This window comes from Streptomyces sp. T12 (assembly GCF_028736035.1).
GTDB lineage: Bacteria > Actinomycetota > Actinomycetes > Streptomycetales > Streptomycetaceae > Streptomyces.
This window is the reverse complement of sequence record NZ_CP117866.1, coordinates 6,336,273-6,362,044: the sequence shown is the minus strand read 5'-3', so window position 1 is coordinate 6,362,044 and position 25,772 is coordinate 6,336,273. Positions and strand designations below refer to the sequence as shown.

Annotated in this window: 20 protein-coding genes and 1 pseudogene; 14 read left to right on the top strand and 7 right to left on the bottom strand. The window is 70.3% G+C overall.

The window, feature by feature from the left end; genetic code table 11:
* Window positions 1-170: 170 nt before the first annotated feature.
* The 5 genes from PBV52_RS28765 to PBV52_RS28745 all read left to right on the top strand — a co-directional run bounded on the left by PBV52_RS28765 (window position 171) and on the right by PBV52_RS28745 (window position 7,143).
* A complete protein-coding gene (locus tag PBV52_RS28765) occupies window positions 171-1,379 on the top strand; it encodes a sensor histidine kinase (protein WP_274242129.1) in 1,209 nt (402 codons plus the stop codon).
* Between the two features lie 160 nt (window positions 1,380-1,539).
* Window positions 1,540-2,904, top strand: a complete 1,365-nt coding sequence (locus PBV52_RS28760; RefSeq protein WP_274242128.1) for a sensor histidine kinase — start codon at window positions 1,540-1,542, stop codon at window positions 2,902-2,904.
* Window positions 2,905-3,189: 285 nt separating this feature from the next.
* Window positions 3,190-3,888 (top strand): response regulator transcription factor, encoded by a 699-nt coding sequence (locus PBV52_RS28755; protein WP_275947047.1) that lies wholly within the window; start codon window positions 3,190-3,192, stop codon window positions 3,886-3,888.
* Between the two features lie 254 nt (window positions 3,889-4,142).
* Window positions 4,143-6,071, top strand: a complete 1,929-nt coding sequence (locus PBV52_RS28750) for a 2-oxoacid:acceptor oxidoreductase subunit alpha (protein WP_274242127.1) — start codon at window positions 4,143-4,145, stop codon at window positions 6,069-6,071.
* Window positions 6,064-7,143: a 2-oxoacid:ferredoxin oxidoreductase subunit beta gene (locus tag PBV52_RS28745; protein WP_274242126.1), complete on the top strand. Its 1,080-nt coding sequence runs from the start codon at window positions 6,064-6,066 to the stop codon at window positions 7,141-7,143. Before PBV52_RS28750 ends, PBV52_RS28745 begins: the two co-directional genes overlap by 8 nt.
* A 121-nt stretch (window positions 7,144-7,264) precedes the next feature.
* Here PBV52_RS28745 and PBV52_RS28740 read toward each other — a convergent pair whose 3' ends face one another.
* Entirely contained in the window at window positions 7,265-7,705 is a 441-nt protein-coding gene (locus tag PBV52_RS28740; RefSeq protein WP_373921917.1) for a winged helix-turn-helix transcriptional regulator, read from the bottom strand.
* An 89-nt stretch (window positions 7,706-7,794) separates the two neighbouring features.
* Between PBV52_RS28740 and PBV52_RS28735 the strand changes: the two genes are divergently transcribed.
* The 4 genes from PBV52_RS28735 to PBV52_RS28720 all read left to right on the top strand — a co-directional run bounded on the left by PBV52_RS28735 (window position 7,795) and on the right by PBV52_RS28720 (window position 11,525).
* Window positions 7,795-8,649 carry an SDR family oxidoreductase gene (locus PBV52_RS28735; RefSeq protein WP_274242125.1) on the top strand — a complete coding sequence of 285 codons (855 nt, stop codon included), beginning with the start codon at window positions 7,795-7,797 and terminating at the stop codon, window positions 8,647-8,649.
* Between the two features lie 144 nt (window positions 8,650-8,793).
* A complete protein-coding gene (gene rarD, locus PBV52_RS28730; protein ID WP_274242124.1) occupies window positions 8,794-9,747 on the top strand; it encodes an EamA family transporter RarD in 954 nt (317 codons plus the stop codon).
* Window positions 9,748-9,888: 141 nt separating this feature from the next.
* Window positions 9,889-10,425 carry a VOC family protein gene (locus tag PBV52_RS28725; protein WP_274242122.1) on the top strand — a complete coding sequence of 179 codons (537 nt, stop codon included), beginning with the start codon at window positions 9,889-9,891 and terminating at the stop codon, window positions 10,423-10,425.
* A gap of 149 nt (window positions 10,426-10,574) precedes the next feature.
* Window positions 10,575-11,525 carry a M28 family metallopeptidase gene (locus tag PBV52_RS28720; protein ID WP_274242120.1) on the top strand — a complete coding sequence of 317 codons (951 nt, stop codon included), beginning with the start codon at window positions 10,575-10,577 and terminating at the stop codon, window positions 11,523-11,525.
* A 91-nt stretch (window positions 11,526-11,616) separates the two neighbouring features.
* Here PBV52_RS28720 and PBV52_RS28715 read toward each other — a convergent pair whose 3' ends face one another.
* The gene (locus PBV52_RS28715; RefSeq protein WP_274242119.1) at window positions 11,617-13,020 is read right to left on the bottom strand and encodes a tetratricopeptide repeat protein; all 1,404 of its coding nucleotides are present in this window, start codon (window positions 13,018-13,020) and stop codon (window positions 11,617-11,619) included.
* A gap of 270 nt (window positions 13,021-13,290) precedes the next feature.
* Here PBV52_RS28715 and PBV52_RS28710 point away from each other — a divergent pair, with 270 nt between their 5' ends.
* From PBV52_RS28710 to PBV52_RS28700, 3 genes are all read left to right on the top strand, one after another.
* Window positions 13,291-13,815 (top strand): DUF6668 family protein, encoded by a 525-nt coding sequence (locus PBV52_RS28710; RefSeq protein ID WP_274242118.1) that lies wholly within the window; start codon window positions 13,291-13,293, stop codon window positions 13,813-13,815.
* 211 nt (window positions 13,816-14,026) lie between these two features.
* Window positions 14,027-15,256, top strand: a complete 1,230-nt coding sequence (locus PBV52_RS28705) for an amidase (RefSeq protein ID WP_274242117.1) — start codon at window positions 14,027-14,029, stop codon at window positions 15,254-15,256.
* A gap of 75 nt (window positions 15,257-15,331) precedes the next feature.
* Window positions 15,332-15,919: a flavodoxin family protein gene (locus PBV52_RS28700; RefSeq protein WP_274242116.1), complete on the top strand. Its 588-nt coding sequence runs from the start codon at window positions 15,332-15,334 to the stop codon at window positions 15,917-15,919.
* A 7-nt stretch (window positions 15,920-15,926) separates the two neighbouring features.
* Here the strand turns inward: PBV52_RS28700 and PBV52_RS28695 are convergent, their stop codons facing one another.
* The 5 genes from PBV52_RS28695 to PBV52_RS28675 all read right to left on the bottom strand — a co-directional run bounded on the left by PBV52_RS28695 (window position 15,927) and on the right by PBV52_RS28675 (window position 21,734).
* A complete protein-coding gene (locus PBV52_RS28695) occupies window positions 15,927-16,826 on the bottom strand; it encodes an ABC transporter permease (protein ID WP_274242115.1) in 900 nt (299 codons plus the stop codon).
* Window positions 16,813-17,850 carry an ABC transporter ATP-binding protein gene (locus PBV52_RS28690; RefSeq protein WP_274242113.1) on the bottom strand — a complete coding sequence of 346 codons (1,038 nt, stop codon included), beginning with the start codon at window positions 17,848-17,850 and terminating at the stop codon, window positions 16,813-16,815. Before PBV52_RS28690 ends, PBV52_RS28695 begins: the two co-directional genes overlap by 14 nt.
* Before the next feature lie 55 nt (window positions 17,851-17,905).
* Window positions 17,906-19,195, bottom strand: a complete 1,290-nt coding sequence (locus PBV52_RS28685; RefSeq protein ID WP_274242112.1) for a DUF2092 domain-containing protein — start codon at window positions 19,193-19,195, stop codon at window positions 17,906-17,908.
* 300 nt (window positions 19,196-19,495) lie between these two features.
* Complete coding sequence (locus PBV52_RS28680) at window positions 19,496-20,509, bottom strand: CHRD domain-containing protein (RefSeq protein WP_274242111.1); 1,014 nt, start codon at window positions 20,507-20,509, stop codon at window positions 19,496-19,498.
* 214 nt (window positions 20,510-20,723) lie between these two features.
* On the bottom strand, window positions 20,724-21,734 hold the full coding sequence (locus PBV52_RS28675; protein WP_274242110.1) for a polyprenyl synthetase family protein: 1,011 nt from the start codon (window positions 21,732-21,734) through the stop codon (window positions 20,724-20,726).
* Window positions 21,735-21,941: 207 nt separating this feature from the next.
* On the opposite strand from PBV52_RS28675, the gene PBV52_RS28670 reads away from it, so the two are divergent.
* A complete protein-coding gene (locus PBV52_RS28670; RefSeq protein WP_274242109.1) occupies window positions 21,942-23,480 on the top strand; it encodes a peptide MFS transporter in 1,539 nt (512 codons plus the stop codon).
* Window positions 23,481-23,553: 73 nt separating this feature from the next.
* A pseudogene (locus tag PBV52_RS28665) lies at window positions 23,554-25,563 on the top strand (CocE/NonD family hydrolase).
* Window positions 25,564-25,772 lie beyond the last annotated feature (209 nt).

The window sequence follows — 25,772 nt, the reverse complement described above, 5'->3', positions numbered from 1 at the left end:
CACCGTAAGCAGCCCGTCACGCGTTGAGATCCCCTCGAGATGCGAGGGTGCGGCGCCCGGCCCGTCACGCGGCCGAATGCCGGGACCGGTCGCGGGGTGGGGATTTCCCCCGTAGACGGAGGCGGCCCGCCTCATGGCGCGGCGGCGCACCGCGCGGCACGCTAGCCCATATGACCGAACGCCCCAGCCCTTCGCGGGACGCCTCCGAGCAGTCCGACAGCGAGCAGCCGCCGCTGCCGCCCGCCCGTTTCGCCTACGACCGGCACACCTGGAAGGAGATCGCGCATCTCCTGGCGAACCTTCCGTTGTCGCTGCTCGGCTTCACCTACGTCGTGGTGGTGCTGTCCACGGGTGCCTTCCTGACCTTGACGGTGATCGGGTTCCCCCTGCTCGCGGCCGGACTGATGGGCGCGCGGCAGCTGGGCAAGCTGGAGCGGGCACGCGCGCGTGCGTTGCTCGGGGTGCGGGTGGACGAGCCGAGTCCGATGCCGTTGCGCGGCGGCAGGGACGGCTTCTTCCCGCAGCTGTGGCTGGCGCTGAAGGACCCGGTCGGCTGGCGCACGATCCTGTACGACTTCATCCGGCTGCCCTGGGGCATCCTCACCTTCACCATCACGCTGACCTCGCTGTTCGTGCTGTGGCCGGTGCTGCCGTTCATCGCGCGGGGCCTGGCGAACGCGGACCGCGCGATGGTGCGCGGCCTGCTGTCGCCCTCCGACGAACTGGAGCGCCGTATCGCCGAGCTGGAGTCGGACCGGGGTGTCGTCGTCGACACGGCCGCCGCCGATCTGCGCCGCATCGAGCGCGACCTGCACGACGGCGCGCAGGCCCGGCTGGTCAACCTCGCCATGGGGCTGGGCCTGGCCAAGGAGAAGCTGCTGGAGGATCCCGATTCGGCGGCGGCGATGGTCGCGGAGGCGCACGGCGAGGTGAAGCTGGCGCTGCAGGAGCTACGGGATCTCGCCCGGGGCATCCATCCGGCCGTGCTGACCGACCGCGGCCTGGACGCCGCCCTTTCGGCGGTCGCCTCACGCTGCACGGTGCCGGTGAAGGTGACCGTGGACCTGCTGTCCAGACCGGTGGCGGCCATCGAGGGCATCGCCTACTTCACCGTCTCCGAGCTGCTGCAGAACATCAGCAAGCACAGCGGGGCGAAGTCGGCGTCGGTCGACGTGTGGCGGTCGAACGACCGGTTGCTCATCCAGGTGTGGGACGACGGCCGCGGGGGCGCGCGCCTCGACGGCGGCACGGGCATGCGCGGGCTCGCCGACCGGCTGGACGCCGTGGACGGCCTGTTCGTCATCGAGTCACCGCAGGGCGGTCCTACGACGGTGACGGCGGAGTTGCCGTGGCGGGACCGCGTCCCCGGGCAGGCATAGGCGCCAGGCAGGGGTAGGCGCCCGGCAGGGGTAGGGAAAACCCCCCGTTCGAGACGCCGACGGCCTCCATGGTCCGCGGACCTGCGGTCGAGCAGGGTGGAGGTACGACGGCACAGCCCCGGCGGCGGGGCTGACGGGACGAGGAGAACGGACGACGCCGATGGCCACGGAGTACGGACAGGGCTACGGGCACGGGCTCGGTTACCCCGAGCGCGGCCTCCCCGAGCACGGCGGCGAGCGACGGCACCGGCTGCCGGCCGGGCTGCGGGCGCCGTTCGAGGCACGCAGCTGGCGCGAGTTCGGGTACGTGCTGCTGAGCCTGCCGATCAGCATCGTGCTGTTCGTGTACGCCATCACGATGGTGTCGCTGGGCGCCGGCCTGCTGGTGACGTTCCTCGGCATCCCGGTGCTGGCGGCGGGGCTCGCCGGCTGCCGTGGCTTCGGAGCGCTGGAGCGGGCACGCGCGCGTGCGCTGCTGGACCTGGAGGTGGCCGACCCGGAGCCGCTGCGGATGCGGCGGCGCGGCTTCATGGCGTGGATGGGCGCCGTACTGAAGAGCGGGACGTCGTGGCGCAGTGCGCTGTACGCGGTGCTGCACTTCCCGTGGGCGGTGTTCTCCTTCGTCGTCGCCCTCAACGTCTGGGCGTACGGCTGGGCGCTGCTGACGTATCCGCTGTGGTTCTGGGTGTTCCCGGTGTGGGCCGGCCAGGACGGTCTTCAGCTGTACGGCGACGAGACCCACCACATCTACCTCGACAACCCCTTCGAGATCACGGTCACCGCGCTGGTGGGCCTGCTGTTCACGCTGGCCACGCCCTGGATCGTGCGGGCGCTGACGATGGTGGACCGGCTGCTGGTGCACGGCCTGCTCGGGCCGTCGCGGCTGGCCACGCGCGTGGTGGAGCTGGAGTCGGACCGCGGTGTCGTCGTCGACACGGCCGCTGCCGACCTGCGGCGCATCGAGCGCGACCTGCACGACGGTGCCCAGGCCCGCCTGGTGGCCCTGGCCATGGACCTGGGCCTCGCGAAGGAGAAGCTGGCGGAGGATCCGCACGCCGCCGCGCAGATGGTGGACGAGGCGCACGGCGAGGTGAAGACGGCGCTGCAGGAGCTGCGCGACCTGGCACGCGGGATCCATCCGGCGGTCCTGACCGACCGGGGGCTGGATGCGGCCCTGTCGGCGGTGGCCTCGCGGTGCACGGTGCCGGTGGAGGTCCAGGTCGACATCGAGGAGCGGCCGGTGCCGGCGATCGAGGGGATCGCGTACTTCACGGTGTCGGAGCTGCTGCAGAACATCAGCAAGCATGCCCGGGCCACATGGGCTGCCGTGGATGTGTGGCGGGTGGAGAACCGGCTGATGTTGCAGGTCGTGGACAACGGGGTGGGGGGTGCCGCCGCCTCCGGGGGGTCCGGGCTGGCGGGGCTGGCCGAGCGGTTGGACGCGGTGGACGGGATTTTGGTCGTGGACTCGCCGGTCGGGGGGCCGACACGGGTTACGGCTGAGCTTCCCTGGCGGACCGTGTAGTTCGGGTGTGCCGTTCGGCCCACTGAGGTGGGGATCCGGCTCCGGTTGGTTCGGGGCCGGACTCCCGTTTGTGCGCAAGCACTCCCTTAGCACTCCCTGAGCACTCTCAGAGCACTCCCCGAACACTCCCTGAGCGCTTCACGAGCATGCGCCCCGGAGTCGCCCCCTTCACGCCCGCGCGATCCGAACTGCGGCGGGCAGGTTATCCACAGGCCCGGTGCGGGAGAGCCGATCGCGGGATACTGAGGGCGCGAGGGACGACAGGGCCGGGGCACGCTCGGCCGAATGCCAAGGCTCGGGGGGCCGAGGATCGTGGAGGACAGGGTGCGGGTGGTCATCGCCGAGGATTCAGTACTGCTCAGGGAGGGGCTGACCCGGCTGTTGACCGACCGTGGGCACGAGGTCGTGGCGGGGGTGGGGGACGGCGAGGCGCTGATCAAGACCATCACGGAGCTGGACGGACAGGGCGAGCTGCCGGACGTGGTGGTCGCGGACGTACGGATGCCGCCGACGCACACGGACGAAGGGGTGCGGGCGGCCGTACAGCTGCGCAAGTCACACCCCGGACTCGGGGTACTCGTGCTGTCGCAGTACGTGGAGGAGCGGTACGCCACGGAGCTGCTGGCCGGTTCCAGCCGTGGAGTCGGCTATCTGCTCAAGGACCGGGTGGCGGAGGTTCGGGAGTTCGTGGACGCGGTCGTGCGGGTGGCCCAAGGGGGTACGGCCCTCGATCCGGAGGTCGTCGCCCAGTTGCTGGGCCGCAGCCGTAAGCAGGATGTGCTCGCGGGCCTCACGCCACGTGAGCGGGAGGTCCTAGGGCTTATGGCCGAGGGTCGGACCAACTCGGCGATCGCCCGGCAGCTGGTGGTGAGCGACGGAGCGGTCGAGAAGCACGTCAGCAACATCTTTCTGAAGCTCGGACTGTCTCAGAGCGATGGTGATCACCGACGTGTTCTGGCGGTGCTCACCTACCTGAACTCCTGACGATCTGACACCGTGTCAGAAAACCGGGATCTGCCGAGACCGAGGCCTAGAACCAAAGAACGAGCGGGGAGCGTCTTCAAAGAAGCGCCGGGGGGCGCGTGAATCATGACAATTCCGGGTGGCGAACCATCTCAAATCCATGTCCGTCATGCGAATGGCCCGGGGAGGGCGACCTTTGCGGACGTAGGGTTGATCCTGGGAAGGCTTGCGGGAAGGCCATGCCCAGACACCCGTCTTAAGGGAGGTCCAGTTCAGTGACCAGCCAGGTCAGTAGCCCAGCGGAGCAGGCCGACGAGGCCGTCGTGGGAGAGCAGCGCAAACCGGCAGGGACGAAGGACGTCCGCCGGCTGGACCGGGTGATCATTCGTTTCGCGGGGGACTCGGGCGACGGTATGCAGCTCACCGGCGACCGCTTCACCTCGGAAACAGCTTCCTTCGGCAACGACCTGTCGACACTGCCGAACTTCCCGGCGGAGATCCGCGCCCCCGCCGGCACCCTCCCGGGCGTGTCCTCCTTCCAGCTGCACTTCGCCGACCACGACATCCTGACCCCGGGCGACGCACCGAACGTGCTGGTCGCGATGAACCCGGCGGCCCTGAGGGCCAACATCGGCGATCTGCCGCGCGGCGCGGAGATCATCGTCAACACGGACGAGTTCACCAGACGGGCGATGCAGAAGGTGGGCTACGACGCCTCACCGCTGGAGGACGGGTCGCTGGACGGCTACAGCCTCCATCCGGTGCCGCTGACGACCCTGACCGTCCAGGCGCTCAAGGAGTTCGACCTCACCCGTAAGGAGGCCGAGCGCAGCAAGAACATGTTCGCGCTGGGCCTGCTGTCGTGGATGTACCACCGGCCCACCGAGGGCACCGAGAAGTTCCTGAAGTCGAAGTTCGCCAAGAAACCCGACATCGCGGCCGCCAACATCACCGCCTTCCGCGCGGGCTGGAACTTCGGCGAGACGACCGAGGACTTCGCCGTCTCCTACGAGATCGCCCCGGCCACCACGGCCTTCCCGGTCGGCACCTACCGGAACATCTCCGGGAACCTCGCCCTGTCCTACGGACTGGTCGCCGCGTCCCGCCAGGCGGACCTGCCGCTGTACCTGGGTTCGTATCCGATCACCCCGGCCTCGGACATCCTGCACGAGCTGAGCCGGCACAAGAACTTCGGCGTACGGACCTTCCAGGCCGAGGACGAGATCGCCGGCATCGGCGCGGCGCTGGGCGCGGCCTTCGGCGGCTCGCTGGCGGTGACCACGACCTCCGGTCCCGGTGTGGCCCTGAAGTCCGAGACCATCGGGCTGGCCGTCTCGCTGGAGCTGCCGCTGCTGGTGATCGACATCCAGCGCGGCGGACCCTCGACCGGCCTGCCGACCAAGACGGAGCAGGCGGACCTGCTCCAGGCGATGTTCGGCCGCAACGGCGAGGCCCCGGTGCCGATCGTCGCCCCGTGCACGCCGGCCGACTGTTTCGACGCGGCGCTGGAGGCGGCGCGGATCGCGCTGACGTACCGCACTCCGGTGATGCTGCTGTCGGACGGCTATCTGGCCAACGGCTCGGAGCCCTGGCGGATCCCGGAGCTGGACGAGCTGCCGGACCTGACCGTGCAGTTCGCGCAGGGGCCGAACCACACCCTGGAGGACGGCAGCGAGGTCTTCTGGCCGTACAAGCGCGACCCGCAGACCCTCGCCCGGCCGTGGGCGATCCCGGGCACGCCGGGCCTGGAGCACCGGATCGGCGGCATCGAGAAGGAGGACGGCACGGGCAACATCTCGTACGCCCCGGCCAACCACGACTTCATGGTCCGCACCCGCCAGGCCAAGATCGACGGCATCGAGGTGCCGGACCTGGAGGTCGACGACCCGCACGAGGCGAAGACGCTGGTGCTGGGCTGGGGATCGACGTACGGCCCGATCACGGCCGCGGTCCGCCGCCTGCGCACGGCCGGCGAATCCATCGCGCAGGCGCATCTGCGCCACCTGAACCCGTTCCCGCGCAACCTGGGCGTGGTACTCGGACGCTACGAGAAGGTGGTGATCCCCGAGATGAACCTCGGCCAGCTCGCCACTCTGGTCCGGGCGAAATACCTGGTGGACGCCCACTCGTACAACCAGGTCAACGGCATGCCGTTCAAGGCGGAACAGCTCGCCAAGGCGCTCAAGGAGGCCATCGATGGCTGAGACGTCCACGGAAGGCACGGGCACGATCGAGGCGCTCTCGCTCGTCCCCAAGGCCGAGGCCCGCCAGTCCATGAAGGACTTCAAGTCCGACCAGGAAGTGCGCTGGTGCCCCGGCTGCGGTGACTACGCGATCCTTGCCGCCGTCCAGGGCTTCATGCCGGAGCTTGGCCTGGCCAAGGAGAACATCGTCTTCGTCTCGGGCATCGGCTGCTCGTCCCGCTTCCCGTACTACATGAACACGTACGGCATGCACTCCATCCACGGCCGCGCCCCCGCGATCGCGACGGGCCTGGCCACGTCGCGGCGGGACCTGAGCGTGTGGGTGGTGACCGGTGACGGTGACGCGCTGTCGATCGGCGGCAACCACCTGATCCACGCCCTGCGGCGCAATGTGAATTTGAAGATCCTGCTGTTCAACAACCGGATCTACGGCCTGACGAAGGGCCAGTACTCCCCGACGTCCGAGGTCGGCAAGATCACCAAGTCGACGCCGATGGGCTCGCTGGACGCGCCCTTCAACCCGGTCTCACTGGCGATCGGCGCGGAGGCGTCCTTCGTGGCGCGCACGGTCGACTCCGACCGCAAGCACCTCACCCAGGTCCTGCGCGAGGCGGCCGCCCACAAGGGCACTGCGCTGATCGAGATCTACCAGAACTGCAACATCTTCAACGACGGCGCCTTCGAGGTCCTCAAGGACAAGCAGCAGGCCGAGGAGGCGGTGATCCGCCTCGAACACGGGCAGCCGATCCGCTTCGGAACCGACGGTGCGCGGGGCGTCGTACGGGACGCGCAGACCGGTGACCTGAGGGTCGTCACCGTGACGCCGGAGAACGAGTCGCAGATCCTGATCCACGACGCCCACTCCACGTCCCCGACCACGGCCTTCGCCCTCTCTCGCCTGGCCGACCCGGACACCCTGCACCACACACCGATCGGCGTGTTCCGCTCGGCGGAGCGCCCGGTGTACGACACCCAGATGTCCGACCAGCTGGACACGGCGATCGAGCAGAACGGCAAGGGGGATCTGGCCGCGCTGCTGGCGGGTGGGGACACCTGGACGGTCGTGGGCTGACGCTCCGGCGACACGTGCGGGCCTGGGTGCGCTGCGGCCACCCAGGCCTTCGTCGTCACGCCTCCCGGGATGTCCTCCCGGGATGTCCTTCTTGGCGCGGGTGCCAGGACGAGCATGCAATTCAGGAGGCACTCCGGCGCGCGTCGTACGCCTCGCGCGCCTTCTGCACCTCCCCCATCCGCTCACTGGTCCACAGCGCCAGGCCCCGTACCTGCTGCGCCGCCTCGCGGCCCAGGTCGGTCAGGGAGTAGTCGACCCTCGGGGGGATCACCGGCTTCGCGTCGCGGTGGACCAGGCCGTCGCGCTCCAGGGTCTGGAGGGTCTGGGTGAGCATCTTCTCGCTGACCCGGCCGATCGCGCGGCGTAGTTCGCTGAACCGGTAAGGGCGTTCCAGGAGTTCGATCAGGACGAGGACGCCCCATCGGCTGGTGACGTGCTCCAGGACGAGGCGGTAGGGGCACATCTCCTCGCCGACGACGTACTTGTCGGTCGTCACGTCGGTCGTCGCGTTCGCCGTCGCGCTCGTCGACGTGCTTGCCACCGTACTGGTACTTACTGCCATGCCAGTACCTTACTTCAAAGTGGGTACTTTCGCTGAGTTAGCGCACCTCCTAGGGTTAGTGCCAACGCACCCCACAAGGAGTTCTGATCATGAGCATCGTCGTCACCGGAGCCAATGGACACCTGGGCCGCCACGTGCTGGAACAGCTGCTGGAGAAGGTTCCGGCCGACCAGGTCACCGCCGTCGTCCGTACCCCCGAGAAGGGCGCCGACCTGGCCGAGCGCGGCGTGAAGATCGCAGTCGCCGACTACAACACCCCCGACACCTTCGACGCACTGTTCGCGGCCGGCGACAAGGTCCTGCTCATATCCGGCAGCGAGGTCGGCAACGACCGCGTCGGCCAGCACACGGTCGTCATCAACGCCGCCAAGGCCGCAGGCGTCGCACTCCTCGCCTACACCAGCGCCCCCGGCAGCCTCACGGCCGCGCTCGCCGACGACCACCGCGGCACCGAGAAGGCGCTCCTGGAGTCCGGCCTGCCGTACGTGCTGCTGCGCAACGGCTGGTACCACGAGAACTACACCGAGAACCTCGCCCCGGTCCTCCAGTACAACGCCGTCACCCACGCCGCCGGCGAGGGCCGCGTCTCCTCCGCCTCCCGCGCCGACTATGCGGCCGCCGCCGTCGCCGTACTGACCGGCGAGGGGCACGAGAACAAGACGTACGAGCTGGGCGGCGACGTCGCGTGGAGCTTCGCCGAGTACGCCGCGGAGCTGAGCCGGCAGAGCGGCAAGGAGATCGCCAACAACGCCGTCTCCGCCGAGGACCTCGTCGGCATCCTGACCGGCGCCGGGCTGCCCGAGCCACTCCCCGCGATCCTGGCCGGCGTGGACACCTCCATCGAGAAGGGTGAGCTGGTCATCGGCAGCGGGGACCTGTCTCGCCTGGCCGGCCGTCCGACCACTCCGATCGCCGAGTCGATCGGAGCCGCGCTCAAGGGCTGAACTCCCCCCAGTGCGCCTTGAGTGCCGCACCCCCGCCTGTCATGACCGTATGGCGATACGGGCATGACAGGCGGGGGTGTTCGGCGTTACCTTCTTGCGAGCCGCCGTGAGGGCGCGGCCGGATGAGGGCGCGAAGGAGGGGCCGTGACGGGGAAATCGGGCGGCGAGCGGCACATAGGAATACTGAACGGCTTCGCGGCCTATGGGATGTGGGGGCTCGTTCCCCTCTTCTGGCCCCTGCTGAAGCCCGCCGGGGCGGTCGAGATTCTCGCCCATCGGATGGTCTGGTCCCTCGCCTTCGTGGCGGTCGCGCTGGTCGTCGTACGGCGCTGGGCCTGGGCGGGTGAGCTGATACGGCAGCCGCGGCGGCTGGCGCTCGTCGCCCTGGCCGTCGGCGTGATCACCGTCAACTGGGGTGTCTACATCTGGTCCGTGAACACGGGTCATGTCGTCGAGGCCTCGCTCGGGTACTTCATCAATCCGCTCGTCACCATCGCGATCGGCGTACTGCTGCTGAAGGAGCGGCTGCGGCCGGTGCAGTGGGCGGCGGTCGGGGTCGGCTTCGCGGCCGTGGTCGTGCTGACCGTCGGGTACGGGCGGCCCCCGTGGATCTCCCTCGTCCTCGCCTTCTCCTTCGCCACGTACGGGCTGGTGAAGAAGAAGGTCAATCTCGGCGGGGTCGAGTCGCTGGCCGCGGAGACCGCGATCCAGTTCCTGCCCGCCGCGGGGTATCTGGCGTGGCTGACGGCGCGCGGGGAGTCGACGTTCACGTCGGAGGGACCCGGGCATGCGGCGCTGCTCGCGGCCACCGGCATCGTCACCGCCGTGCCGCTCGTCTGCTTCGGCGCGGCCGCGATACGGGTGCCGCTGTCGACGCTGGGGCTGCTGCAGTACCTGACGCCGGTCTTCCAGTTCCTGCTCGGCATCCTGTACTTCCACGAGGCTATGCCGGCCGAGCGGTGGGCCGGGTTCGCGCTGGTGTGGCTGGCGTTGACGTTGCTCACGGCGGACGCGTGGCGCGCGGCACGGCGCTTGCGGGCCGCCGAGGTCAGTGTGCCGAAGGCGGAGAAGCCGACGTCCGCCGCAGTGGACGCCTGAGGCTGGGGGGTTGCCAGGGCTACCGCCCCCAGCCCCCCAGCCCCCCAGCCCCCCAGACGGGCTGAAATGCCTGGACCGGCGTTGCGGCATCACCGGCGATTCCCATTGCCACCCCGCTCACGCACCCCTATGAGTGGTCGCATGACTCAGGCACCCGAACCCACGCCTACGCCTACACCCACGCCCACACCCACACCCACACCCACGCCCGCGCCCGCGCCCGCCCCCGCTCCCCTCCACTGGAAGCTGGTCATCGACTCCGCCAACCCCCAGTCGCAGGCCGACTTCTGGGCCGCCGCGCTGCACTACGAGGTCGAGGACAACAACGCCCTCATCGAGCGGCTCCTGGAGCTCGGTGCGCTGCCGCGGGAGGCCGTCGTCGAGTTCCACGCCCGACTCGCCTTCCGGGACCTGGTGGCCGTACGGCATCCGGACGATCCGTATGACAAGGACAGCGGGACCGGGCTCGGGCGGCGGCTGCTGTTCCAGCGCGTGCCGGAGGCGAAGACCGTCAAGAACCGGCTCCATCTCGATCTGCACGCGCCGGCCGGGGAGCGCGAGGCCGAGGTCGGGCGGCTGGAGGGGCTGGGAGCGAGTGTGCTGCGGCACGTGAAGGAGCCGGGCGGGGAGTGGGTGCTGATGGCGGATCCGGAGGGGAACGAGTTCTGCGTGCAGTGAGGAACGCAGGGTTTTCCCTATGCGAACTCCGAGTCCGAATAGCGCTCTTGACGGAGAGTCAGGCTCACCCCACCATCCAGGCACCCCATTCACTGTGGATCCCCTGTGGTCACCCCACGGGGGTCCCCCTGGAATTCGGAGCCCCCCACATGAAGCTCCCCGTCTCCTGGCGCGCGTCGGCGGCTGCCGCAGTCGTGACCGCCACGCTCCTGGCCAGCGGATCCATAGCCGACGCGGCACCCGCGGCCGACGTCGAGGCCGCCGCCGCACCCGACATACCCGTGGCGAACGTCAAGGCCCACCTCACCCAGCTGCAGTCCATCGCCACCGCCAACGGCGGCAACCGCGCCCACGGCCGCCCCGGCTACAAGGCCTCCCTCGACTACGTGAAGGCCAAGCTGGACGCCGCCGGATACACCACGGCCATCCAGCAGTTCACGTCCTCCGGCCGCACCGGCTACAACCTGATCGCCGACTGGCCCGGCGGCGACACCAACCAGGTCGTCATGGCCGGCTCCCACCTCGACAGCGTCTCCTCCGGACCCGGCATCAACGACAACGGCTCCGGCTCGGCGGCCGTCCTGGAGACAGCGCTCGCCGTGTCGCGGGCCGGCTACCAGCCCACCAGACATCTGCGGTTCGCCTGGTGGGGAGCGGAGGAGCTGGGCATCGTCGGCTCCCGCTACTACGTCAACAACCTCTCCACCACCAACCGCGCGAAGATCAGCGGCTATCTGAACTTCGACATGATCGGCTCGCCGAACCCCGGCTACTTCGTCTACGACGACGACCCCGCGATCGAGAAGACCTTCAAGGACTACTACGCCGGCCTCGGCGTCGCGACCGAGATCGAGACCGAGGGCGACGGCCGCTCCGACCACGCACCGTTCAAGAGCGCGGGCGTGCCGGTGGGCGGGCTGTTCACGGGGGCGAGCCGCACGAAGACCGCGGCGCAGGCGGCCAAGTGGGGCGGTACGTCGGGGCAGTCCTTCGACCGCTGCTACCACTCGTCCTGCGACACCACGTCCAACATCAACGACACCGCCCTCGACCGGAACAGCGACGCCATCGCGCACGCGGTCTGGGAGCTGTCGGAGTGACCCGCTGATCCACGGATCTGTTGATCCACACGGATCTGTTGATCCACGGATCTGTTGATCCACGGATCCACCGATTTACTGATCGGCGGAATCAACTCCTGGGCGGTTCGGCCGACTTGGCGGCTCGGGCGGCGAGGCGGCCCATGCGGGCGTGGGCCGCCTCCAGTTCCTCGATGTCCTCGGCGGCCGGACCGCCCTCGGCCGTGAGCTCGGTCCACAGGCCGAGCAGATCCCGGCCCAGGTCGAGACCCTGCGCCGGATCCCGTACGGCCCGCCAGGCCGTGGCCGCGCCCTGGAGGCTGCTGTATGCCGCCTCCGCGTCGTGGGTGTGGTGGTGGGTCCGGGCCACGTCGAGGGAGAGCCCGAACGCGTGCACCAGGTCGCCCGCCAAGTAGGCGACATACGCGGCGAGTTCACGGATCCGGAGCACCTCGGGGTGCGCCGCCCCCAGCACCGCGGAAGCCTGCGCCACGGTCCGCTCCGCAAGCTCCGCCGCCTCCGCCGTCCGCCCCGCCGTCACGGCTTCGTTGAGCCGCGCCAACGGTTCCGCGAAGGGCGAGGCGTCGGTGGTGGTGGTGGCGGGTGCCCCGTCACCAAGGACGGCTTCGGCCACGGCGTCGAAGCCCCGGGGCGGGGTGGGCTTGGGGTCGGGGTCGGGGTCGGGGCCGGGGTCCGAGATGAGCAGGGGCTCGGGGACGGGGCCGGGTTCGCGCACCACGCGGGCCGACGCTTGATCGACCTTCGGTACGCCGGGAATCGGTACGCCGGGAATCGGTACACCGGGAATCGGTACACCGGGAATCGGCAGGTCGGCTTGCGGTACGGCGGCACTCGGCAGGTCGGTGTGCGGTCCGTCGGCCGACATCGGCCTCGCGTCCATCTGTGGCGGTGGGCCGAACTCCCCCAGCGGCGGTGCGACCGTGCCGGGCACGGCGTCCTGCACCGGCTCGGGCAGCGTGCGCAACCGGAACGTGGGCGAGGCGTCCTGCACAGCGCTCGGCAGGGGGCGTAGGACACGCGTGGGTTTGTCCCGATGCGGCGCCGCACCCGGGGCGGGTGGCGTGGAGGGCGCGGGAGACACGGGTGGCGTGGAGGGCACAGGCGGCCCCGCAGGCAGCCGTACGGCATCCCCCGCAACCGTCGGCTCCCCCGGCACCCCCACCCCTCCCGCCGGCGGCATCCGTACGGGCTCGGCGGTGAAGTGGCTGGAGCCGTCCGCGTCCACCCGCAGCGGGACGACGTAACCGATGCGCTCGTCGTGGACCGTGGCGTGCACGGCGTGGCCGGCAGCGAGGGCGATGCGCTGGAGGTGGGTCAGCACGACGTGCTGGATCTCCTCGCCGGGGGCCGCGGTGACGGGGACGCCGCCGATCGACGCGCCGTCGGCGCCCGAACCGACGGCGGGGACGCGCACGTCGATCGGCGCGACCACGGGGGCCGCCGAGGCCGCGGCGCGTTTCTGTTCCCGCTTCTTCGCGCGGCTCAGTAGAGACATCGCTTCCCTCACTCGCATGCGTCGGGGAGTTCGCGGACGGCGCACTCGGGTTCCATGGTGCTCCCTTCCGCCGTCGGGCTCCGCTTCCCCGGCGTCAAGGTCCGGTCGTACACGTCGTACACGTCGTACACGTACTGTCGAGTCTCTCCGGCCGCGCGCGGCGCGGACGTCACCGGGGCGTCACAGACTCGTTCCAGGAGCTTGTGCCACGTCAGAGCATTCTCATGCCTGACGCGAAGATCGGTGGCGTGACGAGGGAGGAGTGCGGGCATGCGGACTGACATGCACGTGCAGCAGGGGCGGCCGGGGCCGGGGCCGGAGATCTGGATCCGCGGGCCCGTGGCCCTGCCGGAGGAACCGCCGCCGCCCTCCCCTTCCGCCGCCGCGCCCCGGCGCTTCTCCTGGGTCGGCACGCACGGTGGGGCGGGTGTCTCCACGCTCGCCGCGGTCTACGGCGGCCACGACTGCGGGCGTAACTGGCCCGGGCCCGCCGATCCGCCGTCGGTGCTGCTCGTCGCCCGTACGCATGCGGCCGGGCTGGCCGCCGCCCTGAACGCCCTTGAGATCTTCCGCCGCGGGGAGGCTCCGCACGGGCTCGACCTCGATGCCGTCGTCCTCGTCGCGGACGCGCCGGGGCGGCTTCCGCGGCGGCTCGCCGAGCACGTCAAGGTGATCGAATCGGCCATCGACGTGTACCGGGTGCCGTGGGTGCCTGCGTGGCGGCTCGGCGACCTGAACGGACAGCCACCTCGGGAGGCCGAGGCGCTGGCGCGACTGACGGGGCGCTCCCGCTGAGCTCGGCCTGACTGACAATCACCCCATGACACCCGCGCCCGACTCCGACCCTGATCCCGACTCCGACCCTGATCCCGGCTCCGGCCCTGATTCCGACTCCGACCCTGGTCCCGGGCCCGAATCCGCCCCTCCGCCCGCCCCTCCGCCCGCCCTTACGCCTCCCGCCTTTACGCCTCTCGCCGTTACGCCTCCGCCTACCGCCCTGTCGGCCGTGGAGATCGCCTCTGCCGTACGCTCGCGGACCCTCCGTGCCGTCGATGTCGTCGCAGCGGCACTCGACCGGATCGAGCGGGCCGACCCCGTCCTGTGCGCCTTCATCGAGGTGTGGGGCGAAGAGGCGCTTCAGCGGGCCCGCGAGGTGGACGCACGGGTCGGCGCGGGTGAGCGGCTGCCGCTGGCCGGCGTGCCGATCGGGGTCAAGGGGCGCCGTGGGCTGCGGACGGCGGGTCCGCTGCTCGCGGCGGGGTGTGTGGCGGTGGGCGCGACATCCGTGCCGGGGCCGGGAACTCCCTGGCAGACCTGGGGACTCGGCCGGTACGGCCGTACGGTCAACCCCTGGCGGCACGACCGTACGCCGGGCGGCTCCTCCGCCGGTTCCGCGGCGGCGGTGGCGGCGGGGCTGGTTCCCCTCGCGACCGGGAGCGACGGGGCCGGGTCGGTGCGGATTCCGGCGGCGTGGTGCGGGGTCGTCGGACTGAAGGTCGGCAACGGACGGTTGCCGTCGGCCGACCGTACGGGGCTCATGGCGCCGGGGGCGCTGGCGCGGTCCGCGGAGGATGTGGCGGCGTACTGGGCAGTCGTGTCGGGGGCAGAACGGCGAGCGGTGCAGGGGAACGGGACGGACACGGCCACAGACACGGATACGGGCACGGGCACGGGCACGGGCACGGGCACGTACACGGACGGGCTACCCGGCGAGTACGACCCCCCGGCCGCCGTATGGTCCCCCGACCTCGGCTTCGCCTCCCCCGACCCGGACATCGTCGCCGTCGCTCACTCCGCGGCCCTACGGCTCGCCGAGGCCGGTGCGATACGGCTCGTCCGCCCACCGGCTCCGCTCCGCCTCGACGACCCGGGCCCGGCATGGCTCGCCCTGCGAACCCCGAGCGCCGACCCCACCCCCACCCCCACCCCCGCCCTCGCCCACCGCATCCGGGCCGCGAACGACAGACGTCTGGCCACCCTCTTCTCCGGCGCCCGGCTGCTGCTGACACCGACCGCCCCCACCCCACCGCACGGCCACGAAGGCCCCGGCGAGCGGTACTCCACCGCGCTCACCTGGGCGTTCAACCTGAGTGGGCATCCGGCGATCAGCATCCCGGCGGGGTTCGGGCCCGACGGATGTCCGGTCGGGCTGCAGGTGGTGGCGGCGCACGGGCGGGAGGGGGTGCTGCTGGACGTGGCGCGGGCGGCGGAGGCGTACGACCGAGGCGGCGGCTGACCCTGGACAGATGCTTGCGCATGCATATAATGCATGTGCGAGTAATTGTTGTACGCCGACCATCTGGGGGATCCCATGACCCGCCGCTTCCTGTTCGTCCTGGGCAGCAGCCGCACCGAGGGCAACACCGAGCTGCTGGCCCGCGCGGCCGCCGAGCAGTTGCCGGAGAGCGTCGAGCAGCAGTGGATCAGTCTCGCCGAGCACCCGCTGCCGGACTTCGTGGACCTGCGGCGCGACAGCGACCATGTGCGCCCTCCCTCGGGAAGCACGCTCTCGCTGCTGCTGGACGCCACGCTCGCCGCCACCGACATCGTGATCGCCTCGCCGTTGTACTGGTACTCGGTGTCCGGTCTCACCAAGCGCTACCTGGACTACTGGTCGGGCTGGCTGCGCACCCCCGGCATCGACTTCAAGGCGACGCTGGCCGGGCGCACCCTCTGGGGCGTCACCGCGCTCGCGCACCCGGAGACCGAGGTGGCCGACCCGCTCGTCGGCACGCTCAACAACTCGGCCGCGTACATGGGGATGCGCTTCGGCGGCGTCCTGTTCGGCAACGGCAGCCGGCGCGGCGACGTACTGAACGACACCGAGGCGCTGGCGCGCGCCAAGACGTTCTTCGCGCAGGAGGCGCCGCTCGCCCGGTACCCCTACGAGGCCGACTGAGCGGCTCTCAGGTTGTGACGTCCTTCGCCGTGAACCGCGCCCACGCCGCCGAGCCGAACACCGCCGCGTACAGGGCCTGGATGCCGAGGTTCTTGACCAGGTCGTCCCAGTAGACGGGGTCGCGCATGAGGTCGGCGAACGACAGCCAGTAGTGGGAGAAGAAGTACGGCTGGATCGCGTGCAGCTGGGGGATCTGGTCGAGGATCTGGACGGTGATCAGCAGGCCGACGGTCGTCGCCATCGCCGCGATACCGCTGTTGGTCAGCGTCGAGACGAACAGGCCGAGGGCCGCCACGCCTATGAGTGACGCGGCGACGACCAAGGCGATCAGCAGGGCGCGGCCCAGGCCTTCGGCGAAGCTGATCCGTGTGCCGGAGATGGTCGTCAGATCGCCGAGGGGGAAGAGCAACGCCCCGACCGCGAGGGCCGAGAGCGCGACCACGAGGGTGGCCACCAGGCAGAAGGCCATCGTGGTCGCGTACTTGGTGAGGAGCAGGCGCGAGCGGCCGGCGGGGGCGACGAGGAGATAGCGCAGGGTGCCGGCGTTGGCCTCGCCCGCTATCGCGTCGCCCGCGATGACGCCGATCGCCATCGGCAGGAAGAACGGGAGCGTCGCGGCCAGTGCGGTGAAGACCAGGAACAGGCCGTTGTTGGTGATCTGCGAGATGAACGCGGGGCCGCCGCCACCGCCACCGGGGCCGCCGGCCCCGCCGTCGCTCGTCTCGATCTTCACGGCGATCCCGACCAGGATCGGTACGGCGGCCAGGACGGCGAGCAGCGCGAGCGTGCGCCAGCGCCGGAAGGTGGTGAGCAGTTCGCTGCGCAGGAGACCGAAGGTCCACAGCGGACTGGCCTTTCGGGCGCCTTCGATCTCGCCGACCTGTCGGACGACTTCAGCCTGCGACATCGAACCCCTCCCCCGTGAGTGCCACGAACGCGTCCTCCAGCGAGGCCCGTTCGACACCGAAGCCACGCACCCGCACTCCGGCGGTCACCAACGCCGCGTTGACGTCGGCGAGATCACGGTCCGGAGGTTCGGCGGTCACCCGGTCGTCGGTGATGACGACGTCACCGGCGCCCTGCTCCTTCAGCACCCGGGCCGCGTCCCCGGTGTCGGGCGTCGTCACGACGAGCCGGCCGCGCATCCCGGCCGCCAGCTCCGCCACCGCGCCCTGGGTGATCAGCCGGCCCTGCGCCATCACCGCCGCATGCGTGCAGACCTGCTCGATCTCGTCGAGGAGGTGGGAGGAGAGGAAGACGGTCGTGCCGTCGGACGCCAACTCCCTGATCAAGGAGCGTATTTCCCGCATCCCCTGTGGATCGAGGCCGTTGGTCGGCTCGTCGAGGACGAGGAGCCGGCGCGGCTGGAGCAGCGCGGCCGCGAGCCCCAGCCGCTGCTTCATGCCGAGCGAGTACGCCTTGGCCTTCTTGCTGCCGGCGGCCGTCAGCCCCACCCGGTCCAGCGCGGCCGCGACGCGGGTGCGCCGGGTGCGCGGATCGGCGGTCGGGTCGGCGGCGTCGTAGCGGATGAGGTTGTCGCGGCCGGACAGGAAGCCGTACAGGGCGGGCCCTTCGATGAGCGCGCCGACGTGCGGCAGTACGGCGCGCGCGGAGCGGGGCATGGGCTGCCCGAGCACGCGCGCTGTGCCGGAGGTGGGCTCGATGAGGCCCATCAGCATGCGGATGGTGGTGGTCTTGCCCGAGCCGTTCGGGCCGAGGAACCCGAAGACGCTGCCCGCCGGGACGGTCAGATCGAGACCGTCCACGGCGAGCTGCCCGCCGCGGTAGCGCTTGGTGAGCGCACGGGTGGCGATCACCGCACCGACGTCGTCGCCCTGGTCGACCCGGTCGGCCTGATCGACCCCGTCGGCCCGGTCGGCCTGATCGGCCTGATCGGCCCCGTCGGCTTCCGCGGCGGGCAGTTCCTCCATGGGCTCCTCAGGCTTCTCGATTCGTGGTGCGTGTACCGCGGTGGTCGGTGACGGGCTACTTCGCCGAGTCGGCCGCCTTCACGAGCGCGTCCTTGTCGACCGCGCCCACGTAGACCTTGCCGTCGTCCGTGATCAGGGCGTTGATCAGGCGGGTCTTGAAGACCGTGCCCGAGCCGAACTTGCCGGTGACCTTGTCGCCCAGGGAGTCGAGGAAGCCGCCCATGTCGCCGCCGACCTCGGCGCCGGAGGGAACGCCCTCGCCGCCGGTGTCGAAGACGGCCACGGAATTCCAGCCCTCGCCTATGACCTCGGGACCGCCCTCGGCCGCCTTGCCCGGCTCGCCCCCGGGCTTCGCGCCACCGAACTCCTTCTCGAGCTCCTTGCCGAACTCGTCCTCGGACTTGGTGCCGCCGTGCGTGCCGCCCTGCTCCGGAGCCGCCCCTTCCAGCTCACCCTCCTCGGTGACCCTCGCGCCCTTGGGCGGGGTGAAGTCGAAGGTGGAGGCGGCCGGCTTGGCGAAGCTGACCTGGGTGAAGCCCGCGTCGATCACGGCCGCGCCGCCGCTGGACGGGGTCAGCGTGAACTTCAGCGGCATGCCGGTCTTGGCGTCCACGGCCACGGTGATCGCGCCGACCGTGGTCCCGGACTGCTTCGGCTTGATGAGCAGCCGGTACGCGTCCCGGCCCGCGACGTGCGCGGTGCCGTCGACGGTGACGGACGTGGTGTCGTCCACCGCCTTGAGGGCTTCCTCGGTGAGGTCCTTGGGAGTGGCGGGCACCTCTTCGGGCCTGCCCTGCTTGTCCTTCCCGGCCTGGGGCTCGTCGGCGGTGCCGTGGAAGACCTCGTTCGACTTGCTGTCGTAGCCCCAGATGTCCTTGCCGTTGTGGATAAGGCTGTACTCGGAGGCGTTCTCCAGCAGGGACAGCTTCTGCTTGTCCTCGCCGTCGAGGGCAACGCGCAGGGTGTGCGTGCCGGACGCGAGCTCGGTGAGCTTGGCGGACGGGTCGGCGGACGATCCGTCGCCCGACCCCGAGCCCATGGCGCCGGATGCGAAGCTCGACTCCAGGCCGCCGAGGTCGGGCAGGCCCAGATCGGTGGTGATCTTGAAGGTGCCGGACAACTGCTGTACGTCCGACTGGGCGATCTTCTCGATGAGTTGCTGCGCGGTGATCTCCGGCAGGTCCGGGTCGCCCGAGTCGGCGATCGCCGGGACGAGCCCGATGGTCGCCACCGCGACTCCCACGACCGCGACCGGGACGACGTACCGCGCGGCCTTGCGCCGCCCGGCGCGCAGGTCGTCGACCTCCGCGGCGGTCGTACTGTCGTCCGATGCATACGGTGCCATGTGTGCCTTACCTCCGTCGTCGGCGGCGGCTGCCCGTCTCGTTTCCTCGCCCGCGAGTCTTTCGACCCCGCACTCGTCCACCCCTGAGCCGCCATTCTCACCCGAATCGGTGAGGAGTGGTGATTTCCGTGGCTTCCATCTGACCAAATCGGCCAGGGAGATTCGTCAGCCTTCGGAGCCAACTCCGCGTACACCTGCGGTATGACACACGACGGCGACGCCTCCCCCGACCCGTAGGGGTTGATGGGGTGGGGAGGCGCCGCCATGCGCTGCCGCGCGGTCAGCCGCTGATGGGACGGATCAGCCGTTGATGAACACGTAGTCGGCCTGGTACGGCACGCCGACGATGGCGCCGGGCGTGCAGGAGCCGGCCGGGGCGACGCCGCCGACGGTGTTCAGACGCAGGATCTCGGCGGTGTCGGCGAGGAGGCCGTGGTGCTTGCCGGACTGAGTGGCCTTCAGGTCGAGCTCGGGGATGTTCCCGTCCCCGTTGGGCGTCCTGGAGAGGACGGCCCCTGTCACAGCACTGCCGTCCCGCGCGATCCACTGCGGCGTACCGGAGTTGGGGGCGACGAAGGAGTGCGCGATATGGCCGCCGAGTACGGCACTGACGTCCCGCTGAGCGAAGGCGTACCCGCCGCCCTCGACCTGCTTGCACTCGTAGATCTGCTTGCCCTTGATGACGGACGCCTGGAAGTTGTCGAGCGCGTCGCGGAAGGCGAACTCGGCGACGGTGACCTTGTGGAGCTGACCTCGGACGGCGCCGCCCGGGAACTCTGCGGTGTGGAGGTTGGCGTAGAACGAACTCGGGTCGGACTTCAGGGCGTTGAGCAGGGCCGGGTCGTTCACGGTGACGGTGCCGGTGAGGCTGCGCCCCTCGCTCTTGCTCTCGCTCGTGCTCTCGCTCGTGCTCGTGCTCTTGCCGAGGAGGCCGCCGAAGTCGACCTTGATGCCGCCGTTGGTGCCCTTGGCGCCCTGGTGGATGTGGAGGGCGGTCGGCTTCCCGGTGCCGCGCCAGGTGACGGCGACGGACACCATGTCGCCCTTGACCTTCACGAACTGCAGGGCGGCACCGTCCTTGTCGCCGACGGCCGGCCCACCTTCGACGGGCACCTCGTTCGCGCCGCGAAGACTGGCGGCGAGGACAGTCCCCCCGGTGCCCCCACCAAGGGCCCCGCTCTGGCTCACGATCCCCTGTGCGTCGCCTCCGGCGGCGAAGGCGGGAATCACCGCGGCGGCGACACCACCGGCGGCGGCCACCGCGACAGCGGTGACGATCAGGCTCTTACGGCGCTTGGAGAACGTCGTCTTCATGCCCATGATTCTGTTTTCTCCCCGTATTGCAGCTGACACCCCCTGCGTCAGCTTCCGGGCATTCATACGGAGGCAATCTCAATTTGGACTCAGTCCAGCTTTGTGGTGTGCGTCACACCCCGGCGGGGTCGAAGGGGCAGCGCCCCTGGGGATGGGACGGGTAGGGGCGGCGGGGGCGAAAAACCTGCCCGGCCCTACCCGGACCTACCCGGACCTACCCGGCCCGATGCACCACCGCGTCGCACAACTCCATCAACGCAGCCTTGGCATCAATGTCCGGCAACGGCGCCAACGCGGCCCGCGCATCCTCCGCATACCGCACCGTGTCCCGACGAGCCTGCTCCAACGCCGGATGCGCCCGAAGCGCAGCCAACGCCTCCGCATGACGCCCGTCATCACTCAGGTCGGAGTCCAGCAGCTCGCACAACGCGACATCCTCCGCCAGCCCCAACCGCTCGGCCCGCTCCCGCAACCGCAGCACCGGCAGCGTAGGAATCCCCTCCCGGAGATCCGTCCCCGGCGTCTTCCCGGACTCATGGGAGTCACTGGCGATGTCCAGCACGTCATCCGCCAGCTGGAAGGCGACCCCCAGCCGCTCGCCGTACTGGGTCAGCACATCGACCACGGTCTCGTCGGCGCCCGACATCATCGCGCCGAACCGGCACGAGACCGCCACCAGCGACCCGGTCTTCCCGCTGAGCACGTCCAGGTAATGCTCCACCGGATCCCGCCCGTCCTGCGGCCCCGCGGTCTCCAGGATCTGCCCGGTGACCAGCCGCTCGAACGCCTCGGCCTGCACCCGCACCGCCTCGGGCCCGAGGTCGGCCAGGATGTGCGAGGCGCGCGCGAACAGGAAGTCGCCGGTCAGTACGGCGACCGAGTTCCCCCAGCGGGTGTTCGCACTGTCGACACCCCGCCGTACCGCCGCCTCGTCCATCACGTCATCGTGGTACAGCGTGGCCAGATGGGTCAGCTCCACCACCACCGCCGACGGCACGACCCCCGGCGCATACCGGTCCCCGAACTGGGCAGTGAGCATCACGAGCAGCGGCCGGAACCGCTTTCCACCCGCCCGCACCAGGTGCTGGGCGGCCTCCGTGATGAAGGGGACCTCACTCTTGGTGGCTTCGAGCAATCCCTCCTCGACAGCCGTCAATCCGGCCTGGACATCGGCTTCCAGAGCCTGGTCCCGCACGCTCAGCCCGAACGGCCCGACGACGGTCACGAGGGGTCTCCTGTCTGCTGGTGTCTTCTGGCGGTTACACGGTTTGTCGATAGGTCGCTGCCCTCACTCAAGTCAGCGTATCCGGTCACGTTTCGATCACCGATGCCGCCCACCCGTCCACCATGGGCGGTATTGGATCACGACCGGTATGTTTTTGATCACGTGATAAGGCCGGATATCTATCGACTTATACGGAAGTAGCGGCCCGTGTCCCGAACCGAAGTCGACGTCGAGCCCGAACGCAGGCCTCCGTCCCGCGACGACCACGCCTTCTTCGGCCAGCCCAAAGGCCTGCTCACGCTCTCCGGCCTCGAGGTCTGGGAACGCTTCTCGTTCCTCGGCATGCAGGCCATCCTCGTGCTGTATTTCGCCGACACGGTCGCCCACGGCGGCATGGGCATGCCGGCCGGAACCGCCGCCTCCATCTCCGCCGCCTACGGCACCCTCGTCTATCTGGTCTCCGTCGCCGGCGGCTGGCTCGCCGACCGCGTCCTCGGCTCGTACCGCGCGGTGCTGTGGGGCGGCCTCCTCATCGCCTGCGGCCATTACGCCATGGCGGTGCCGACCGCCGGCATGACCTGGGCGGGCCTCGGCCTGATCAGCGCGGGCACGGGGCTGCTCAAGCCCAACGTCGCCACCATGGTCGGCAAGCTGTACCGCACCGACGACGACCGCCGGGACGCCGGCTTCGCGCTCTACTACATGGCGATCAACATCGGCGCCTTCGCGGGCCCGCTGGCCACCGGCTGGCTCGGTGACCACAGGGGCTGGCACTGGGGTTTCTCGGCGGCGGCGATCGGCATGACGTTCGGCCTGCTTCAGTACGTCGTCGGCCGCCGTCACCTCGCCGGACGGAAGCACGCCGCCGAGTTCGCGCCGCCCCCGGCCTCCCCCACGCTCGAACGCGCTCGTGCGGGGGGACCCCCATCGCGCCGGGCGATCCGCCTCATCGTCGCGGGCCTCGTCTCCACCGCCGCCGTCGCCGTCCTCCTCGCCTCCGCCGGCCGGCTCACCATGGACCGCTTCGTCGACCTGCTCACCCTCGTCTCGGTGATCGCCCCGATCGTCTACTTCGCGGTGATGTTCGCCAGCCCGCGCGTGACCCCCGAGGAACGCGGACGGCTGCGCCCGTATGTCGTCCTCTTCCTCGCCTCGACGGTCTTCAACTTCATCCTCTTCCAGGCGTACTCGACGATGATGCTGCTGGCCTCGACGAACGCCGAGACGTCGATCCTCGGCTTCGACTTCCCCGCCGGCTGGTACGCCTCCGCCCTCGGTGCCTTCGAGGTCGCCCTCGCGCCCGTCGTCGCCGCGCTCTGGGTCCGCATGGGGCACAGCCAGCCGCACGCGTCCCACAAGATCGCGATCGGGGTCGTACTCGGCGGTCTGTCCTTCCTGCTGATGGTGCTGCCGACCTCCGGGCACTCCTCCGACGACTCCCTCATGTCCGTCTGGTGGATCGTGGGTTCGTACCTGCTGCTCGGCCTCGGCGACGTCCTTCTGGAAACCTCCGGCATGTCGGCCACGAGCAAGCTCGCCCCGGCGGCCTTCGCCAGTCAGACCATGTCCCTCTGGTTCCTGTCCCTGGCGCTCGCCAACGGCATCCAGGCCCAGACGGTCAAGCTCTACGACGACGTCTCCCAGCCCGCCTACTTCGGCGTCAACGGCGCGATCGCGGTGGCCGCGGGGCTGGCCGTGACGGCCGCGGCACGCTGGCTGCGCCGCACGATGCACCCGGTGCACTGACCGCACATGTCGCACCCGGTGCACCGACCAGACGCGTCGCACCCGGTGCACCGACCAGACGGGGATCCCGCTCATGCACATCCGTACGTCCTTTCCCCACGAGACGACTCACGACGACCTCTGGATCCCGCTCCCGGACGGGACTCTGCTGTACGCGCGCGTGTGGCGCCCGCTGACGGACGAGCCCGTACCGGCGCTCCTCGAATACCTGCCGTACCGCCTGACCGACTGGACCGCGCCCCGCGACCACCAACGCCACCCCTGGTACGCCGGCCACGGCTACGCCTCCGTCCGCGTGGACATCCGCGGCCACGGCAACAGCGAGGGCACGCCGACGGACGAGTACTCGGCGACGGAGCTCGCCGACGGGGTCGCAGTGGTCGACTGGCTGGCGGCCCAGCCCTGGTGCAACGGCAAGGTCGGCATGTTCGGCATCTCCTGGGGCGGCTTCAACTCCCTCCAGATCGCGGCGCTCGCGCCCGAACCGCTCAAGGCGATCGTCACGGTCTGCTCCACGGACGATCGCTATGACAACGACGTGCACTACATGGGAGGTTCCGTCCTCGCCGTCGACATGCACGCCTGGGCGTCGACCATGCTCGCCTTCGTCTGCCGTCCGCCGGACCCGCAGTACGTCGGCGACGCCTGGCGCGACATGTGGCTGGGGCGGCTGGAGGCCGTCGACCCGTTCATCCACACCTGGCTGGACCACCAGAGTCGCGACGACTACTGGCGCCACGGCACCGTCTGCGAGGACTACGGCGCGATCGACGCCGCCGTACTTGCGGTGGGCGGCTGGCACGACCCGTACCGCGACACGGTCCTGCGCCTCGTCGAGCACCTGCCCGCCGACCGCGTCCGCGGCCTGATCGGCCCCTGGTCGCACCAGTACCCGGACCGGGGCCTGCCGCCGGGCCCGGCGATCGGCTTCCTCCAGGAGACGCTGCGCTGGTGGGACCACTGGCTGAAGGGCGCGGACACAGGCGTCATGTCCGAGCCCCTGCTGCGCACGTACGTCAGCGACTCCCACCGCCCGGCCACGGTGTACCCCACGCTGCCGGGCCGCTGGGTCGGCGAGCCGGCCTGGCCCTCTCCCCACGTGCGCAGCGTGACGTACGCCTGCCAGGGCGCCCCCGTCCTCGTCCGCTCACCCATGCACACCGGCATCGACGCCGGCCGGTTCTTCCCCTTCGGCAATGACGCCGACCTGCCGCCCGACCAGCGGGAGGAGGACGCGCGGTCGGCCTGCTTCGAGTTCGAAGTGGGCTAGGAGACCTGGGTGTTGGGGCGGCCGAAGGTGCGGTTGCGGCTGACCTCGGAGGTACCGCGCGGGCAGGTCGTCGCCCGGCTCTGCGACGTGGCACCCGACGGCGCCTCGACCCTGGTCACGCGCGGCGTGCTGAACCTGTCGGCGCGCCACGGCCGCGAGCGTGCGGTGCCGTGGGAGCCGGGTGCCACCGAGGACGTGACCTTCGAGCTGAACGGCATCGGCCACGCCTTCCCGCCCGGCCACCGCATCCGCCTCGCCGTCTCCTCCGCGTACTGGCCGTGGATCTGGCCCCAGCCAAAATCGTCGGCGGGCTTCACCCTTGAGCCGGCGGGGAGCTCGCTGGAACTTCCGGTACGCGCGCGTGCGTTGGAGGAATCAGCAGGCGAGACAGTGATCGCCTTCGAGGAACCGGAGCAGGCGGAGCCGCTCGGCGTGAACTCCCCCATCACGCTGGACGAACCGCGCCCCGAGCGGCTCGTCGTGCGCGACGTCGCCAAGGGCGAGTGGCGCCTGGAGGTCGACCCTCGGTACGGCGGCACGCGCGTGTACCCCGACGGCCTGGAGTTCACCGAGGACGCGCTGGAGACGTACACCATCGACGAGTGGGACCCCTTGTCGGCCCGCACCCGCTCGGACTGGTCGATCCGGCTGCACCGCCCGGATCTGGCGTGGGACGCCACGGTGCGGACGCGCTCGGAGATCAGCTGCGACGGGGAGCATTTCGTCACCTCGAACGAGGTGATCTGCCGGGAGGGCGAAGAGGTGCTTTTCCACCGTACATGGGAGAAACGGACTCAACGGACGGCCGGTTAACAGCGAGTTGGAGCCATTGCCCGATTTGCGGCTCTTGTGGATGTCAGTGAATTGGGTCACGCACCCCCAGCCGCAGACCCGACCGGAAGCGCCCCCTCCACCCCTTGCCCCGAGCGCAAGTTGAGGCTTGGCAACCGCAAAGGATCAAGCACCCCATACACACCAGACCATGGTCAACCGGCACGACAGGTGACCATGGCACTTGTTCC